Here is a 15503-nt window from a genome sequence, read left to right on the forward strand (position 1 = left end):
ATTTCGCATTTTCCTCAGGGCCTGGCATCGCCGGGCCCTGTTTTTTTCCGCTTTGTGATAAACTCTCGCCCTTATCTTTATTGCACCCTGAGAGTTCGCCCGTGGCCAAATCCACCGCCGTTTTTCTGCCCCCCGCTTTCCTTGACGCCACCCGCGCCATCATGCCCACCGAGCTGGCGATGGACGATTTTATCGCCGCTTGCCAGCGCCCGCTGCGCCGCAGCCTGCGCGTCAATACGCTGAAAATCAGCGTCGCCGACTTCCTGGCGCTGGTGCAGGATTACGACTGGCGACTGGAGCCCATTCCCTGGTGCGCGGAAGGGTTCTGGATCGAGCGCGACGATGAAGAGCTGCGCCTGGGCAGCGCCGCCGAACACCTGAGCGGCCTGTTCTACATTCAGGAAGCCAGTTCGATGCTGCCGGTCAGCGCGCTGTTCGCGGGCGGCGCGGCGCCGACTCGGGTGCTGGACGTGGCGGCGGCGCCGGGATCCAAAACCACCCAGATCGCCGCGCTGATGGGCAATCAGGGCGGCATCGTCGCCAACGAATACTCCGCCAGCCGGGTGAAAGTGCTGCACGCCAATATCAGCCGCTGCGGCGTGAAGAACACCGCGCTGACCCACTTCGACGGCCGGGTGTTCGGCGCCGCGCTGCCCGAGAGCTTCGACGCCATTCTGCTCGACGCCCCCTGCTCCGGCGAAGGCGTGGTGCGCAAGGATCCGGACGCCATGAGCAACTGGTCGCCGGAAAGCGTGGCCGAAATCGCCGCCACCCAGCGCGAGCTGATCGACAGTGCGTTTCATGCGCTGGCGCCGGGCGGCGTGATGGTTTACTCCACCTGCACCCTCAATGCGCAGGAAAACCAGCAGGTGGTGCGCTGGCTGCTGGACACCTACGGCGACGCGGTCAGCATCGAGCCGCTGGGCGAGCTGTTCCCCGACGCCAACAAGGCGCTGACCGTCGAAGGTTTCCTGCACGTCTTCCCGCAGATTTACGACAGCGAAGGCTTTTTCGTCGCCCGCCTGCGCAAACGGCGCGCCGTGGCGCCGTTGCCGAAGCCGACCTACAAAGTCGGTAAATTCCCGTTCAGCCCGCTGTCCGGCAAAGAAGCGGCGCAGGTCGCCCAAGCCGCCGCCGCATCCGGCTTAACCTGGGGCGATGACGGCCGGCTATGGGAACGCGACAAAGAGATCTGGCTGTTCCCGGCCGAGCTGGAACCGCTGTTCGGCAAGGTGCGCTTCTCGCGCATCGGCCTCAAACTGGCGGAGCGTTTCCCTAAAGGTTTCCGCTGGCAGCACGAGGCGGCGATCGCGCTGGCCGGCACCGGCGGCAAAGCGCATTTCGAGCTGGACGCCACGCTGGCGCAGGAGTGGTATCACGGCCGCGATCTCTACCCGGAACTGCCGCCGGCGGGCGATGAATGCATCGTCACCTACCAGGGGCAGCCGCTGGGCATCGCCAAGCGCATCGGCAGCCGTATCAAGAACAACTTGCCGCGCGAGCTGGTGCGCGACGGCGCGCTGGATTTTCACCTGTAAACGATACCGCGCCGGGGAATAAAACGCCCCGGCGATAAAATAACGCTAATAATATTCCCATCACCGTTCGTTATTATTCTAATCATTTCAATTTATCGGTATACCTCACCTGCAAGCCCCGTCAGCCGGGGGATGGAAATAAAAAGTTTCTCGCTTTCATCAAGACAATTCCCGATTCTTATTCTATTAATTAAAGTGCAGCTAAATGAATACGTTCAACCCACCTCTGGGTGGCGTCTTTGCGGGCTTTCTCTCATACGGCAAGGAATATAAGATGAAAAAAACTCTGATGGCATTGACCTCGGTAGCAACCCTGCTGTGCGCCAACGGCGCGGCTAACGCAGCAGGCACCATTCAAGGCACGTTAGGCGTGACGCTGACCATCGGCGCCGGTTGCGTCGTGGGGGGCGGCAACAGCAGCGGTTCCGTCAACGACTTCGGCTCCATCAGCTTCGGCACTTACTCTTCACTGGCCAACATTATCGACGCCAGCGCCACCGGCGCAGGGGGGGCCGGTACGCTGTCATTGACCTGCACCACCGGCACAGACTACACGGTGGCGCTGGACAACGGGCTCCACGTCACTTCAGGCACCCAACGCCGCATGGCCAGCACCGCAGGCGCATTCATCAGCTATAACCTTTACCAGGATGCCGCGCGCACCACCGCCTGGGGCAGCGGCGCCAACGCGCTGACCGGCACCGGCACCGGCGCCGCCGTTCCGCTGATCGTGTATGGCCGCGTGCCGGCGGCCGGTTCTACCCCAGCGGCGGACACCTATAACGACACCGTCACGATGACGGTCACCTGGTAACGGTGCGGCTCGCGCTTTGCTGCGGCGGATTATGGGCGTGCAGCCTGTTGGCGCAGGCCGACAGTAAAACGGCGACCCTCGGCGTCAGCGCGACCTTGCTCAGCGCCTGTGAAGCCGGCAGCAGCTCAGGCGGCAACGTCAGCTTCGGCACGCTGAATTTCGGCACGCTGTATTTTCTCAGCACCGCCACCAGCGTCGCCGGGCAGCAAAACGCCGGCGCCATTCGGGTGAAATGCACTAACGGCACCAGCTACAGCGTTCTGCTTGGCGGCGGGCAAAGCGGCAATACCGCGACCCGCTACCTGCAAAGCGCGGCCGGCCAACGGGTGAATTACAACCTGTATACCAACGCTGCCCACAGCACCATTTGGGACAATCTGACGGGCGTGTCACAAACCGCCAACGGTTCGGACAACTGGCTGCCGGTCTATGGCATGATTCCGGCGCAGTCCACGCCCCCGACAGGCAGCTACACCGATACGGTACAGGTCACGATCAATTGGTAATGACGATGCGCGCTTTCATTTGCGGTTTGCTGTTCTGCCTGCCGCTTTCCCCGGCCCAAAGCGATACCGGCGTCAACGACTTGACCAAAAGCCAGCCGTTCACCGTCAATGCAACCGTGGTAAAAGGCTGCGTATTGGGCAGCGGCGTCAGCGACGTGACCACCTTCGGCACCCTGAACTTCGGCCAGCTGTCCTCGCTGAGCAACGCGGTCAGCGTCGTCTCCAGCAGCGGCGCCGGTTCGGTGCTGTTTCGCTGCAACCCGGGGCTGAGCGTTACACTGGCCCTCGGCGTCGGCAATCATGTGACCGGATCCATCGCCGGCGGCAGAAAATTACAAAACGCCGCCACGTCGGAAACGCTTCTGTATCAACTTTATCAAGACAGCAACTACGCCACCCTTTGGGGGGATGGCGCCAACGGCGGCGCGGCGCAGACCGTCGCCGCCACCGGCAGCACGCAAGAAATCAAGGTTTACGCCCGTCTGTTTTCGACCAGTACCCTGCCCACCAGTGGCGTTTACAGCGATACGGTCTTGTTGACGGTCACTTATTAAGTTTTTTTGCAATAAGGATGAGTTATGCGCATACCCTTCCGCCTGCCGTTAACGGCAGCCCTGCTCCTGGCAAGCCAGCAGCACGCCCTGGCCGCGGCCTCCATTCTCATTTGGCCAATCGATCCGGTGATTGAAGATCAACAACAGGCCACCGCGCTGTGGCTGGAAAATCGCGACAGCAAACCGGTCTATATGCAAATTCGCGTGTTGGGTTGGCGACAAACCGCCGGCAAAGACGATTACAGCAACCAAAGCGACGTGATCGCCAGCCCGCCGGTGGCGTCGATCGCGCCAGGCAAACGCCAGCTGATACGCCTGATCAAACAGTCGGCCCCGGCGGCGGGACAGGAGCGCGCCTACCGCATTTTGGTCGATGAAGTGCCGGTGAAAGAACAGTCGTCGGGCGCCGCTCCCGGCGGTGCGGAGATGGGGCTGAAATTCCAGATGCGCTACTCGGTGCCGCTGTTCGTCAGCGGTAAGGGCATTTGGACCAAACAGGACAGCGAAAAACCGCGCGATTACGCGACCGCCAGCCAACCTCAGCTCAGCTATCGTCTACAGCAGCAAAGCAGCGAACGCTGGCTGGAGGTGCGAAATCAAGGCGCAGTGCATGCCCGCATGTCGAAAGTGACGCTGCAAGGCCGCAGCCTGAATCCCGGTCTGATGGGATACGTGCTGCCCGGTTCGCAAATGCGCTTCGCCTTGCCGCCCGCCGGCGGTTTCAGCAGCGGCAAACTGATGGCCACGGTCAATGACAACAAACAGCCCGTAGCCATTCCGTCTTATTGAGGCCCAGGTGCAGCCGACAGGGAGGCTATCGACGCGGCGTTTCAGCCTTAGGCCGCTGGCGTTTGCCATGCTGAGCATGGCGGCCGGCGGCTGGCTGCCGTTTGCGCTCGGCGACGATCTGCCGCCGCCGCCCAGCGCCGTCAGCATGCCGGACACCACGCTGTATCTGGAGCCGGTCGTCAACGGGCGCCAAACCGGCAACGTCGTGCCGGTCAACTACCGCGGCGGCCATTACTACATGACGCCCCAGCAACTGCTCGACGCCGGGCTGCCGGTAGCGGATAAGCAGGCGAAAGAGATCGCCGTCGATCGGCTGGAGAAGGTGGATGTCAGCTACAGCGGCGAGAGCCAGCAGTTGCTGATCAACGTGCCCAACGACTGGTTGCCGCAGCAAACCATCGGCGCCCATTCACCGTTGCAGCGCTTGCCGGCGCAAAGCAGCCTGGGTTTGCTGTTCAACTACGATATCTATGCCAGCCAAAGCAACGGCAATGGCCGGCCGGGCTACCTGTCGGCGTGGAGCGAACAGCGGCTGTTCGACGGGTTCGGCGTCATCGCCAACACCGGCATCTACCGCAGCGGGTTTAACGGCGGGCCGAACGACGATGGCGGGCGCTATATTCGATACGACAGCTACTGGCGTTTCAACGACGACCAGCGGATGCTGAGTGTGATCGCCGGTGACCTTACCACCGGCTCGCTCCCCTGGAGCAGCGCCGTGCGCATCGGCGGCTTGCAATTGGCGCGCAATTTCGCGGTGCGCCCGGATCTTATCACCTACCCGCTGCCGCAATTTTCCGGCCAGGCGGCATTGCCCAGCAGCGTCGATTTATACATCAACAGCTATAAAAACAGCACCACCAACATCAATCCCGGGCCGTTCACCCTCAACAGCGTGCCCTACATTAACGGCGCGGGTCAGGCCACCGTCGTCACCACCGACGCCCTCGGCCGCCAGGTCAGCACCACGGTGCCGTTCTACGTGGCCAGCAACCTGCTGCAGACCGGCATGAGCGATTTCAGCATTTCCACCGGCTTGCTGCGGCGCAACTACGGGTTGAATTCTGCCGATTACGGGCAATGGGTAGGCAGTGCCAGTTTACGTTACGGCGTCACTGATTGGTTAACCCTGGAAGGACGCGCCGAAGGCGCAGCCGAGTTGGCGGTCGGCGGCGCCGGCGCCGACCTTCGCGTCGGGCAATGGGGGGTTTTCAACGCCTCCTACAGCGTCAGCCAGGCCGGCGACGAAGCGTTTAACGGCGGCCGGCAGATACAATCCCCCACGTATTATGACCCGCTGACCGGCAGGCCGTTGCAACAGCCGGATCCCCAGCCCGTCTATCGCTACACCGGCAACCACGGCGATCAGAGCAGCTTTGGTTACAACTACAGCAACCAACGTTTCAGCCTCAACGCCCAACGCATCCTGCGCAGCACCGATTTTGGCGACATTTCCGTGTATAAAAGCGACTACCGCCTGAGCCGCCGCACCGATCAGTTGACCGGCAGCGTCAGCCTGGGCCGGCTCGGCAGCCTCGGCGCCGGTTATTTTGACGTCCGCGACGCCATCGCTCAGCGAACCCGCCTGGTGAACCTGTCCTACAGCGTGTCGCTTTGGCGCAACAGCAGCCTGTACGCCTCGCTGAACCGGGAAATCGGCAGCAGCGGTTACAGCGCCCAACTGCAGCTCTCCATTCCGTTCGACAGCTGGGGCACAGCCAGCTTCAGCGCCGCGCGCGACAACAACAACCGCTGGAGCGAACGCGTCAGCTACAGCCGCGCCGCGCCGACCGATGGCGGTTTCGGCTGGAATCTGGCCTACGCCAATAACCCGAGCGGCGGCGATTACCGCCAGGCCGATCTGACCTGGCGCACCCGCAGACTCGAAGCCCGAGCGGGCGTATACGGCACCCGCGATGAAACCAACCACTGGGGAGAAATCAGCGGTTCGCTGGTGGCGATGAACGGCGGCGTGTACGCCACCAACACCATCAACGATGCCTTTGCGCTGGTGTCCACGCAAGGATACGCCGACATTCCGGTGAGCTATGAGAACCAGCCGATCGGCAAGACCGACGCCCAGGGCTATTTACTGGTGCCGACCGTCACCTCTTACTACCATGCGAAATTCCAGATTGATCCGCTCAACCTGCCCGCCGACGTCGCGCTGCCGACGGTGGAGAAAACCGTCGCCATTCGCGATCACAGCGGTTTTCTGGTTGAGTTCCCCATCCAACCCATCTCCGCCGCCGACGTCGAACTGGTTGACGAGCAAGGCAAACCGTTGGCCAACGGCAGCCAGGTGGCGGTGGTTGGCGGCAATCAGCAAAGCTATGTCGGTTGGGATGGCATGACCTATATCGACCCGGTGCAACAACACAATCGGCTGAGCGTGATCCCGGCCGACGGCGGCCCGCCGTGTCAGGCGGAATTCAGCCTGGCGAAGCCTCAGGGCATCCAGCGCGTCGGCCCGGTTGTCTGCCGCTAATTCAACGACGGAGAGTCACTATGTTTCGGGGATTGAAAGCCTTCTTATTGTTAACCCTCTCGCTGCTGTTCTGTCAGCGCGCATTCGCCGACTGCGCCACCACCAACGGCACCGTCACCTTACCGGGAAGCAGCTCTTTCGTGGTCTACAACGGGCAGATCAACGCCCAGGGCACCGCCGGCCTCAACTGCACCGGCCTCGGGCTATCGCTGCTGTCGCAGAACACCGTCACGGTCAAGGTTGCGTCGACAACCAACGGCATGGCGGTCGCCAACACCGACGGTTCCGGCGATAAAATCGCCTATCTGATCTATCCCGACGCCAACTATCAATATCCCTACAGCATCGGGCAGACCATTGACTACAGTTCACTGAATCTATTGTCGCTGATCCTGATCTCCTCCAACGTCAACTTTCCGCTGTATATCAAAACCACCGCCGGTGCCAACGTGCGTTCGGGCACCTATACCGACACCATCAACCTGATCTGGAACTACCATATCTGCGGCCTCGGCGTGCTCGGCCTGTGCATCTGGTGGGACGGCGTCAACAAGGCCAGCACGGTCAGCGTCAGCGTCGCCATCACCAAAGACTGCCTGATCGGCACCGCGCCCAACGTCAACTTCGGCAGCATGGCGTTGGTCGGGCAGTTCAATCCTGTCAATCAGAGCATCACCCTGACCTGCACCAAAACCGAGGGATACAACACCTATTTCACCAACGGCAATAACCCGGTCTCCGGTTGGCGGCGTATGAAAAGCGGCACCAGCAATTTCATGCAGTATCAGATTTACTTGCCCAATACGACGACCGTTTGGGATAGCACCAACAAACAAAGCGGCGCCGGCACCGGGCTGGCGCAAAGCATCCCGTATAAGGCGGCGGTCAATGCGGCGCAGACGGAAGTGGCGGTCGGCAGCTATCAAGACAATCTCAGTTTTGTGGTGGAGTACTAGGCGCGGTGCTTTACCGCCGTGGAAATTATTTCCAAAATGTAATTTTTATGTGGCATTTTTTGCTCATTTGGCTATGCTCTTACCGATGGCCGAACTGGTCTAACCTCCTACCACACCATTGAGCAAGGAGTTCCCATGAGCAAAACCGTCGTAAAAATTGGCAGCTTCGAGGTCGATGACGCGCATCTTCACGCCGGCGCCGACCGCGCCGGCACCCTGAGCATTCCCTGCAAGTCCGATCCGGATCTGTGCATGCAGCTGGACGGCTGGGATGAACACACCAGCATTCCGGCGATCCTCGACGGCAAACAGTCACTGCTGTACAAGCAGCACTACGATCGGCAGGCGGACGCCTGGGTGATGCGGCTGGCATGAAAATGCATCAGAACTGCTGACGGCGCGCTGTTTTCATCGGAAACAGCGCGTTTTTTTATGCGATGGCGATGCCGCGGCCGGCAAAGAAAGGGGCGAAGCGGCTGAGCGGCAGGTGCACCCGCTCGCGCGTCGCCGGGCTGTCGCCCGAAGGATTGTGGAAGGTCACGCTTTGCGCATCGGCGGCGGTGATCAGCACCAGATGCCCGCCCCGCTGCGGCGGTATGCTCTCCGGCCGGCGAATGGAGGGATGCACCGAGGCGATAAAGTAGCGGCATTCTTGAAGCAGCGCCGGCACGTCAGCGGCCTCCAGCCCCACCTTCACCACCGCTTGCAGCGCGAACTGCTCGCGTACGAACTCGACGAACGGCGCGTAAATCAGCCCCTTTATCCGCTCCCCTTCGCGCACATAGGCGCCGTAAGGCAGGCTGCGCCGCGCCAGCTCCAGCAGCGGCGGCGCTTCACCGTCGCGGTGGCCCAGCACCATTTTCAGACAGGCCATGCCGCACACGTGATTGGCCCACTCGACGTACTCCGCTCGATCGCGGGCGCCGCTGCGCGCCCAATTTTCGTCTTGCGCCAGCGTCGCGCGGCCGGCGATCAGATCGGCGGCCAGTTCCGGGCTGGCCCACTGGCACTCGTAGGGAACGGCGCGCATAAGATTAGAATTTGTCGACGACTTTGAAATTCATCAGCACCAGCGTCATGTCCGGCGAGAACAGATCGTACTCTTCAAAGAAGCGCTGCAGCTCTTTGCGCCAGTGCGCCAGCGAGCGATCGCCCTCGCCTTCGGCAAAGGCGTGCGCTTCATCGACCTGATCGTAAGTTTTCATTTCCACCGCGGTCAGCTCGACCGCGCAGACCGGCTCACCCTTGCCGTCCACCACCAGGAAGCGATCGCCGGCCTGCGGGATCCCCTCGCCGTCGAGGTTGGAACAGGTGGCCGTTTTGGTGCCATTGAGGATCAATTGCACCACTTCATCGGCCTGCTGCTCGGTATCGCCGAACGCCCAGCGCTCAAGGTGCTCGTATTTCTGTGGAATTGCCGTCGCCATGATTATACCTTTAGGAAAAATGCATCAATGCAGACAGGATAGTACAACGTATTGCCGGCCGTCTGCATCCGTCGCAAGCGCGACTGCGCGTTCCGCCACCGCCGCCTTTACGCGTTTTTACCGTTCTTCGCTGTGCCTGCCGCGCTGTCGGGCGCATACTGTGAACATTATTCACCCAATGGCGACCGCCAGGCGGCAACATGCGGCAAAATGACATCGATGCTGACGATACCTTCAGCGATTTACTCAACGGCGTCGCGTTAGTGACGCTTTTCCTCATCATCCTCGCCGGTGGATGGTATTTCAGCTAAAGGGGAAGCAACGTGGCAACAAAACGCATGGGCGCCAAGCTCAGTAAAATGGTGGTGGTGCTGCTGCTGATCTGCTTGGCGTTGCTGCTGTTGCGTTGGGCGGCGATCGCTTTCGGTTAATCACGCGAAACGACGCCGGCCAAACGCCGGTGCCCTACTCACCGCCGCCGCGGCGCGGTCGGCTCCAGCAACTCCCGCAAATAGGCCAAGCGCGCCTCTCCCTGCGGCAACCAGCGGCGACACAGCCAATGCTGCGTTTCACCCGTGCGGCTCAGGCGGTAGTACTCCGCCAAGGTTTCGACCCAGTTCATGATGTTTTCTCCTGCTTTTCGACACCGCAAGTATTGAGCGTAAAAACCAGAAGAAATACTGATGGCTTGTTTTTTATGCTTCCTGTTTTAGGCAGCCGGTAGCGAAGCCGCAGTTCAGCTGCTACATTGGGCAAAAATCAACCAACCGAGGTAGGCCATGACGTTCTCGGAACAGGAGATTAAACCCGTATGGGATGAGGTCGCACGCCTGATCGGCGACGGCGTGATGCAGCTGCGCCATCGCGGCGAAGCGCTGTCGGTGGAAACGCTGGAAAAACATCTGGCGCGGCAGCTGGCGGACAGCAACGATATCGAACGGCGCATCCTGCTCGGCGCCGCCATCAACATGCTGAAAGGCGGAAAATGAATCGCCAACCGAAAAGGTTGGCGATCCGACAGAAGCCCGAGGTATGCAAGCCCGGCCTTCTGCGCGCTACTATGTCACGCTAATATGACGGAATTAATAGGAATTGTCGGGTTTTTGCCCAAAACGCCCTATTTTTGTTGCCTGCATTACGCCAACACGAAATCACCCGCATCCAGCGGCTGCCCCACCACTTTCACCAGGAAATCGCTGCCGTCAAAGGCGCCGCCCAGGTTGATCGCCACGTCGCTGACGTGATTTTGCGCGTCATAGCTCAGCATCGCTTCCCCCACCTTGCCGCTGAACTGATCGACAAAGCGAATGCCGTCGGCGCTGCCGGTATTGAACAGCGTCAGATCGATCTTGTCTTCACCGCGCACGAAGTCGCGGATCCAATCCGGTGCCGCCGCCGTCGATTCATCCGCCGCGAAATAGACGAAGGTGTCCTTGCCGGCGCCGCCCCACAGCTGATCCGCCCCTTTGCCGCCATACAGCACATCATCGCCCGCGCCGCCGTTGAGCACGTTGTCGGCGGCGTTGCCCACCAGCACATCGTTGCCCGATCCGCCGATGGCATTTTCAATCGTCACGCCTGCGGCGATGGACACGTTGCCTTTCAGGCCGCCAACGTCCGAGAACGCTTTTTCATTCAGGTTGATGCGCTGATTCTGGCCGAAGCCGGAGAAGTCGAAGGTGTCGTTACCGCCGGCATCCCAGGCAGTGAAAACAATCTTGTCCTGCGCGCCGGTGGCGGTGAGGAAGTCGCGATCGGTATTGGAATTGAAGCCGTAGATCGTATCGCCGGTGCGGGTGTTCATGTTGGCGCCGTAGAAATGCTGGATCGCCGTGATGTCGTTGAGCAATGGTCCGGATGAGTACGCGCCTTTAAAATCCTGCCCGGTGTTGCTTTCGCTGAAATAGCTCATCACGCTGTGGGCGCGGCTGTCCTCGAAATAGGTCGCGTCCTTGCCGTAGGTGATGCTGACGCCCGGCGCGGCGTTATAGTCGCCCGGATGCTGCAGCCCCAGCGCATGGCCGATTTCATGAGTGAAGGTCTGGCGACCGTACTCGTTCTCATGGATCTGGTTGTTGACGAAGGTGTGGTTCTTGGCGTTATACCAGGTTTGCCCGGCAACCGAAGGCGAGGTATCCGGGTTATACGCAAAGGCATAGGAGCCGCGCGAGCTGTAGTCGAATAGGCCGAATTTGATGTTGGCGGCGGCGGTGTCGCCGGTTTCGGTAAAGATGATGTTGGCCACGTCGGACCACGACTGCAACGACAGCTTGGCCTGCTCGCGCTGTTCGGCGTTAAAGCTGCTGAAGCCGCTGATGCCCATGCTCGACATGTTGCCCGGCGCCTTTTCCCAGAAGCTGTAGCTCAGGGAGACCGGCATGTCGGTCACGCCCTTGTCGTGCCAGCTGCGATCGCCGCGCACCAGCTCCAGGCCGGCGTTTGCGAACGTTTTCGACGGATGAAGCACGGTAATGGTGTCGTCTTCATCGGGTTTATAAGCGCCCAGCAGGGCTAATACGCCTTCGGCCTTAACGGAAGCATTGCTTGATGACATAACCTTATCTCCATATTCGTCAATTCAATCGGGGGGATGCCCCAACTGGCGGATTGCCTGAACGGCAGCGGCCCGGTGTTGAATCAATACGGGGATATCGGTAATGCGGTGGCGCCTTCCCTCGGCACTCTGAATGAGAACGATAATCCCTTAAGAAAAAAGAATAGACACATTTTCGCCGAGTACAGAATTTTCTTAGATAAAGTACGACTATACATTTGCGCCATACGAATGATTTTCAAGGTAATCATCAGCATTATCACGATAAGCGGAAAAAAAGCATAAAAAAACCGGGGCAATCCAACCCCGGCTATCCATAAGAAACCCTGGACTCAGACTAACCAACCGAGCAGCAGCGTCGCGCCGATGACCGTGGAAGCGCCGCCGATGCGCGTGGCGATTTGGGCGAACGGCATCAGCCCCATGCGGTTCGATGCCGACAGGATCGCTACGTCACCGGTGCCGCCCAGGCCGCTGTGGCAACAGGTGACGATCGCCGCTTCCACCGGGAACATCTTCAGGTAAGGCGCAATCAGGAAACTGACCAGCCCCATCGACAGCACCACCGAACCGCAGACCACCACATAACCGACCGAGAACACCGCCACCACGCTTTCCAGCGGCACGTACAGCATGCCCAGACCGATCATCAGCGGCCACACCAGCGCGGTGGAGACGAACTTGTAGAAACTGTGCGCGCCGGTTTCCATCGAGGCAGGGATCACCCGGCAGTACTTGCACAACACCGCGAACAGGATCATCAGCACCGGGCCGGGAATATGCACGATGTGTTCGAACAGGCCGCCGACGATAAAGAAGGCGCAGATCACCAGCAACCCGCCGCCCATCAGTTGGAAATCGACGTTGCCGCTTTGCTCCTTGATGGCGAACATCGCGTTCTCCTGCGCCGAGCGGATCAGCATGCCGTCGCCGCTCAGCGCCTTGCGCTGCATGCCGATGCGCGCCAGCACACCGGCGGTCACGATGGCGAAGATGTTGCCCAGCACCGCCGCCGGCGCCAGCTGCGCGACGTAGACGTCCGGCGTCGAGCCCAGGATCGCCGAATAGGCCAGCGACAGCGGTAAAATCCCCTCGCCGATGCCGCCGCCGATGATCGGCACGATGATGAAGAAGAAGGTGTGATAAAAGGTAAAGCCGAACAGCTTGCCCACCAGCAGCCCGGTGATCACCGCCGTCACCGTACCGACCACCAAGGGCACAAACATGCGAATCATCCCCTGAATCAGGATCACCCGGTTCATGCCGAGAATGCTGCCGACCACCAGACTGGCGATGACGAAATAGAGCAGATTGGCGTCTTTCATCAGCAAATGGACGGTGCCCATGACGTTGGGCTGGAAGACATTGAAATAGACCAGCACCGACGGCACCATCAAGCACAGAATGGCCGGCCCACCGATATCGCGCAGCACGGGAATGCTTTTTCCCAACTGCGCCAGCGCAAAGCCCAGCGTCATTATCACCGCCAGGCCGCCGATCATATTCTTCGGCAGGAAGTTGGCATAGGCGGAAATCGCCACGATCGCGCAAATCGTGATAAACAACGCGATCGGCACCGCACCGATATCTATTTGACGAAGTTGATTAATTAACCCTGAGGATTCGGACGATGCCGTATTTTTATCACAGGCCAGTTCTGCATTTATCTGTTTCATTATTCACCCTGCTGACAAGCGTACAGTACGGTTAGATTCACCTGGCGCAACAGTCCTGCCATAGCCAAGCAAAAACAAATGATTACGAAAAATCCTATTGTGGATTTCGCTTTTCTAATAAGAAATAAAACAGTAGACAGCCCTGACGATATGATAAAAAATAAAAATGCAAAACTAAATTACGCCGGCGAAATTCAATATTGTGACCCTCCGCCAAGGTTGGTTTTAATTAATTATCGTCAGCATTTTGTAATTAAAGTAAGCAGGTTTAAATTCGCTGCTATGCTATAGGAGGGCGAAAAAGCCCCCTGCTTTATTAATAAAGAACCGGAAACGCATTAGCTGAATCCGGTCAGCTTGATCCGAACCTTAATCCTGCGCGCGGCACCGCACGGGAAAGAGGCATAATATGACTCATAAGGAAGTAGAATATGTCTTCACGCGCTGTTACCCCACAAACCCTCGCTCGCTACGGCATTCATCAGGCCGCCGACGTCGTCTATAACCCCAGCTATGAATTACTGTTCGCCGAAGAGACCCGCGCCGATCTGCCGCCGCTGGAACGCGGCACCCTCACCCAGTTGGGTGCGGTCAACGTCGCGACCGGTGAATTCACCGGCCGTTCGCCGAAGGACAAATACATCGTGCGCGACGACACTACGCGCGATACCGTCTGGTGGTCGGACAACGGCACCGGCAAAAATGACAACCAGCCGCTCTCGCCGGAGGTCTGGCAGCATCTGAAGACGCTGGTGGGCAACCAGCTCTCCGGCAAGCGTCTGTTCGTGGTCGACGCATTCTGCGGCGCCAACGCCGACACGCGTCTGAAAGTGCGCTTCATCACCGAGGTGGCCTGGCAGGCGCACTTCGTGAAAAACATGTTCATTCGCCCGAGCGACGAAGAACTGGCGGATTTTGAGCCGGACTTCGTGGTGCTGAACGGCGCCAAATGCACCAACCCGGACTGGCAGCAGCAAGGGCTGCATTCGGAGAACTTCGTCGCCTTCAACCTGACGGAACGCATGCAGCTGATCGGCGGCACCTGGTACGGTGGCGAGATGAAGAAAGGCCTGTTCTCGATCATGAACTACCTGCTGCCGCTGAAGGGCATCGCCTCGATGCACTGCTCGGCCAACGTCGGCGAGCAAGGCGACGTGGCGGTGTTCTTCGGCCTGTCCGGCACCGGCAAAACCACCCTCTCCACCGATCCGAAGCGCCAGCTGATCGGCGATGACGAGCACGGCTGGGACGACGACGGCGTGTTCAACTTCGAAGGCGGCTGCTACGCCAAGACCATCAAGCTGTCGCCGCAGGCGGAACCGGAAATCTACCAGGCGATCCGCCGCGATGCGCTGCTGGAAAACGTCACCGTGCTGGCCGACGGCAGCATCGACTTCGACGACGCCAGCAAAACCGAGAACACCCGCGTTTCCTATCCGATTTATCACATCGACAACATCGTCAAACCGGTGTCCAAAGCCGGCCATGCGCGCAAGATCATCTTCCTGACCGCCGACGCCTTCGGCGTACTGCCGCCGGTATCGCGCCTGACGCCGGAGCAGACCCAGTACCATTTCCTGTCCGGCTTCACCGCCAAGCTGGCCGGCACCGAGCGCGGCATCACCGCGCCGACGCCGACCTTCTCCGCCTGCTTCGGCGCCGCGTTCCTGACGCTGCACCCGACGCAGTATGCCGAAGTGCTGGTGAAACGCATGGAGGCCGCCGGCGCCCAGGCTTACCTGGTCAACACCGGCTGGAACGGCAGCGGCAAACGTATTTCGATCAAGGATACGCGCGGCATTATCGACGCCATTCTGAATGGCGACATTGAGCAGGCCGAGACGTTCACGCTGCCGATCTTCGGGCTGGAGGTGCCGACCGCGCTGCCGGGCGTCGATCCGTCGATCCTCGATCCGCGCAAAACCTACGCCGACGAGTCGCTGTGGCAGGAGAAGGCGCAGGATCTGGCGCAGCGCTTTATCGATAACTTCGCCAAATATACCGTTACCCCGGCGGGCGAAAAACTGGTGAACGCCGGGCCTAAACGGTAACGCAGGGGTTTATGCCAAGCCGTCTCAGGGCCGAATTTTCGGCCCTTTTTTGTTTTCACTCTTCCGCCATCCCCTGCGTTCGCCGATATTTGCCCCGAATGGTGGCGTATCGACGGCAGGCGCTGAGCGCCTCACAGTTCCCGCTGAAAT

General features: G+C 59.9%; 16 protein-coding genes. 11 read left to right on the plus strand and 5 right to left on the minus strand.

Going from position 1 to position 15503, the window contains the following annotated elements; genetic code table 11:
* Positions 1-101 precede the first annotated feature (101 nt).
* The 8 genes from rsmF to ACJ8HB_RS00675 all read left to right on the plus strand — a co-directional run bounded on the left by rsmF (position 102) and on the right by ACJ8HB_RS00675 (position 8020).
* Entirely contained in the window at positions 102-1538 is a 1437-nt protein-coding gene (gene rsmF / locus ACJ8HB_RS00640; RefSeq protein WP_094859796.1) for a 16S rRNA (cytosine(1407)-C(5))-methyltransferase RsmF, read from the plus strand.
* 274 nt (positions 1539-1812) lie between these two features.
* Positions 1813-2352: a Csu type fimbrial protein gene (locus ACJ8HB_RS00645; RefSeq protein WP_033638282.1), complete on the plus strand. Its 540-nt coding sequence runs from the start codon at positions 1813-1815 to the stop codon at positions 2350-2352.
* 2 nt (positions 2353-2354) lie between these two features.
* Positions 2355-2858, plus strand: a complete 504-nt coding sequence (locus ACJ8HB_RS00650) for a Csu type fimbrial protein (protein WP_160208004.1) — start codon at positions 2355-2357, stop codon at positions 2856-2858.
* 5 nt (positions 2859-2863) lie between these two features.
* Complete coding sequence (locus ACJ8HB_RS00655; RefSeq protein WP_170943476.1) at positions 2864-3412, plus strand: Csu type fimbrial protein; 549 nt, start codon at positions 2864-2866, stop codon at positions 3410-3412.
* A gap of 24 nt (positions 3413-3436) precedes the next feature.
* A complete protein-coding gene (locus tag ACJ8HB_RS00660; protein WP_033653896.1) occupies positions 3437-4201 on the plus strand; it encodes a fimbrial biogenesis chaperone in 765 nt (254 codons plus the stop codon).
* A 67-nt stretch (positions 4202-4268) separates the two neighbouring features.
* Positions 4269-6689, plus strand: a complete 2421-nt coding sequence (locus ACJ8HB_RS00665) for a fimbria/pilus outer membrane usher protein (RefSeq protein ID WP_170943475.1) — start codon at positions 4269-4271, stop codon at positions 6687-6689.
* A 20-nt stretch (positions 6690-6709) separates the two neighbouring features.
* Positions 6710-7645, plus strand: coding sequence for a Csu type fimbrial protein (locus tag ACJ8HB_RS00670; protein WP_033638278.1), 936 nt, complete (start codon positions 6710-6712; stop codon positions 7643-7645).
* Between the two features lie 135 nt (positions 7646-7780).
* Positions 7781-8020: a DUF1480 family protein gene (locus ACJ8HB_RS00675; RefSeq protein ID WP_004931517.1), complete on the plus strand. Its 240-nt coding sequence runs from the start codon at positions 7781-7783 to the stop codon at positions 8018-8020.
* 55 nt (positions 8021-8075) lie between these two features.
* Here the strand turns inward: ACJ8HB_RS00675 and ACJ8HB_RS00680 are convergent, their stop codons facing one another.
* Together ACJ8HB_RS00680 and ACJ8HB_RS00685 are read right to left on the minus strand one after the other, a co-directional pair.
* Positions 8076-8675: a hypothetical protein gene (locus ACJ8HB_RS00680; RefSeq protein WP_047567868.1), complete on the minus strand. Its 600-nt coding sequence runs from the start codon at positions 8673-8675 to the stop codon at positions 8076-8078.
* A gap of 4 nt (positions 8676-8679) precedes the next feature.
* Positions 8680-9072, minus strand: a complete 393-nt coding sequence (locus tag ACJ8HB_RS00685) for an ASCH domain-containing protein (RefSeq protein WP_033638276.1) — start codon at positions 9070-9072, stop codon at positions 8680-8682.
* Between the two features lie 338 nt (positions 9073-9410).
* Between ACJ8HB_RS00685 and yniD the strand changes: the two genes are divergently transcribed.
* On the plus strand, positions 9411-9503 hold the full coding sequence (yniD, locus tag ACJ8HB_RS00690) for a small membrane protein YniD (protein WP_223307179.1): 93 nt from the start codon (positions 9411-9413) through the stop codon (positions 9501-9503).
* 38 nt (positions 9504-9541) lie between these two features.
* Here the strand turns inward: yniD and ACJ8HB_RS00695 are convergent, their stop codons facing one another.
* Positions 9542-9694 (minus strand): hypothetical protein, encoded by a 153-nt coding sequence (locus ACJ8HB_RS00695; RefSeq protein ID WP_164070495.1) that lies wholly within the window; start codon positions 9692-9694, stop codon positions 9542-9544.
* 157 nt (positions 9695-9851) lie between these two features.
* Here ACJ8HB_RS00695 and ACJ8HB_RS00700 point away from each other — a divergent pair, with 157 nt between their 5' ends.
* Positions 9852-10061, plus strand: a complete 210-nt coding sequence (locus tag ACJ8HB_RS00700; protein ID WP_004931526.1) for a hypothetical protein — start codon at positions 9852-9854, stop codon at positions 10059-10061.
* 146 nt (positions 10062-10207) lie between these two features.
* On the opposite strand, the gene ACJ8HB_RS00705 is transcribed toward ACJ8HB_RS00700, so the two are convergent.
* Together ACJ8HB_RS00705 and ACJ8HB_RS00710 are read right to left on the minus strand one after the other, a co-directional pair.
* On the minus strand, positions 10208-11626 hold the full coding sequence (locus ACJ8HB_RS00705; protein WP_094859794.1) for a serralysin family metalloprotease: 1419 nt from the start codon (positions 11624-11626) through the stop codon (positions 10208-10210).
* Positions 11627-11958: 332 nt separating this feature from the next.
* Complete coding sequence (locus ACJ8HB_RS00710; RefSeq protein WP_019454858.1) at positions 11959-13302, minus strand: 2-hydroxycarboxylate transporter family protein; 1344 nt, start codon at positions 13300-13302, stop codon at positions 11959-11961.
* A gap of 431 nt (positions 13303-13733) precedes the next feature.
* On the opposite strand from ACJ8HB_RS00710, the gene pckA reads away from it, so the two are divergent.
* Positions 13734-15353, plus strand: coding sequence for a phosphoenolpyruvate carboxykinase (ATP) (gene pckA / locus ACJ8HB_RS00715; RefSeq protein ID WP_047567877.1), 1620 nt, complete (start codon positions 13734-13736; stop codon positions 15351-15353).
* Positions 15354-15503: the final 150 nt, after the last annotated feature.

Origin of the sequence: Serratia sp. CY27727 (genome assembly GCF_052169275.1) — a bacterium.
GTDB classification, from domain to species: Bacteria; Pseudomonadota; Gammaproteobacteria; order Enterobacterales; family Enterobacteriaceae; genus Serratia; species Serratia sarumanii.

Excerpts from the sequence above, each read along its gene's own strand:
- ACJ8HB_RS00660 (WP_033653896.1), top strand. The coding sequence starts at position 3,437 with ATGCGCATACCCTTCCGCCTGCCGTTAACGGCAGCCCTGCTCCTGGCA.
- ACJ8HB_RS00705 (WP_094859794.1), bottom strand. The coding sequence starts at position 11,626 with ATGTCATCAAGCAATGCTTCCGTTAAGGCCGAAGGCGTATTAGCCCTG.
- ACJ8HB_RS00645 (WP_033638282.1), top strand. The coding sequence starts at position 1,813 with ATGAAAAAAACTCTGATGGCATTGACCTCGGTAGCAACCCTGCTGTGC.
- pckA (WP_047567877.1), top strand. The coding sequence starts at position 13,734 with ATGTCTTCACGCGCTGTTACCCCACAAACCCTCGCTCGCTACGGCATT.
- ACJ8HB_RS00665 (WP_170943475.1), top strand. The coding sequence starts at position 4,269 with ATGCTGAGCATGGCGGCCGGCGGCTGGCTGCCGTTTGCGCTCGGCGAC.
- ACJ8HB_RS00700 (WP_004931526.1), top strand. The coding sequence starts at position 9,852 with ATGACGTTCTCGGAACAGGAGATTAAACCCGTATGGGATGAGGTCGCA.
- yniD (WP_223307179.1), top strand. The coding sequence starts at position 9,411 with ATGGGCGCCAAGCTCAGTAAAATGGTGGTGGTGCTGCTGCTGATCTGC.
- ACJ8HB_RS00680 (WP_047567868.1), bottom strand. The coding sequence starts at position 8,675 with ATGCGCGCCGTTCCCTACGAGTGCCAGTGGGCCAGCCCGGAACTGGCC.
- ACJ8HB_RS00655 (WP_170943476.1), top strand. The coding sequence starts at position 2,864 with ATGCGCGCTTTCATTTGCGGTTTGCTGTTCTGCCTGCCGCTTTCCCCG.
- ACJ8HB_RS00675 (WP_004931517.1), top strand. The coding sequence starts at position 7,781 with ATGAGCAAAACCGTCGTAAAAATTGGCAGCTTCGAGGTCGATGACGCG.
- ACJ8HB_RS00695 (WP_164070495.1), bottom strand. The coding sequence starts at position 9,694 with ATGAACTGGGTCGAAACCTTGGCGGAGTACTACCGCCTGAGCCGCACG.
- ACJ8HB_RS00710 (WP_019454858.1), bottom strand. The coding sequence starts at position 13,302 with ATGAAACAGATAAATGCAGAACTGGCCTGTGATAAAAATACGGCATCG.
- ACJ8HB_RS00670 (WP_033638278.1), top strand. The coding sequence starts at position 6,710 with ATGTTTCGGGGATTGAAAGCCTTCTTATTGTTAACCCTCTCGCTGCTG.
- ACJ8HB_RS00685 (WP_033638276.1), bottom strand. The coding sequence starts at position 9,072 with ATGGCGACGGCAATTCCACAGAAATACGAGCACCTTGAGCGCTGGGCG.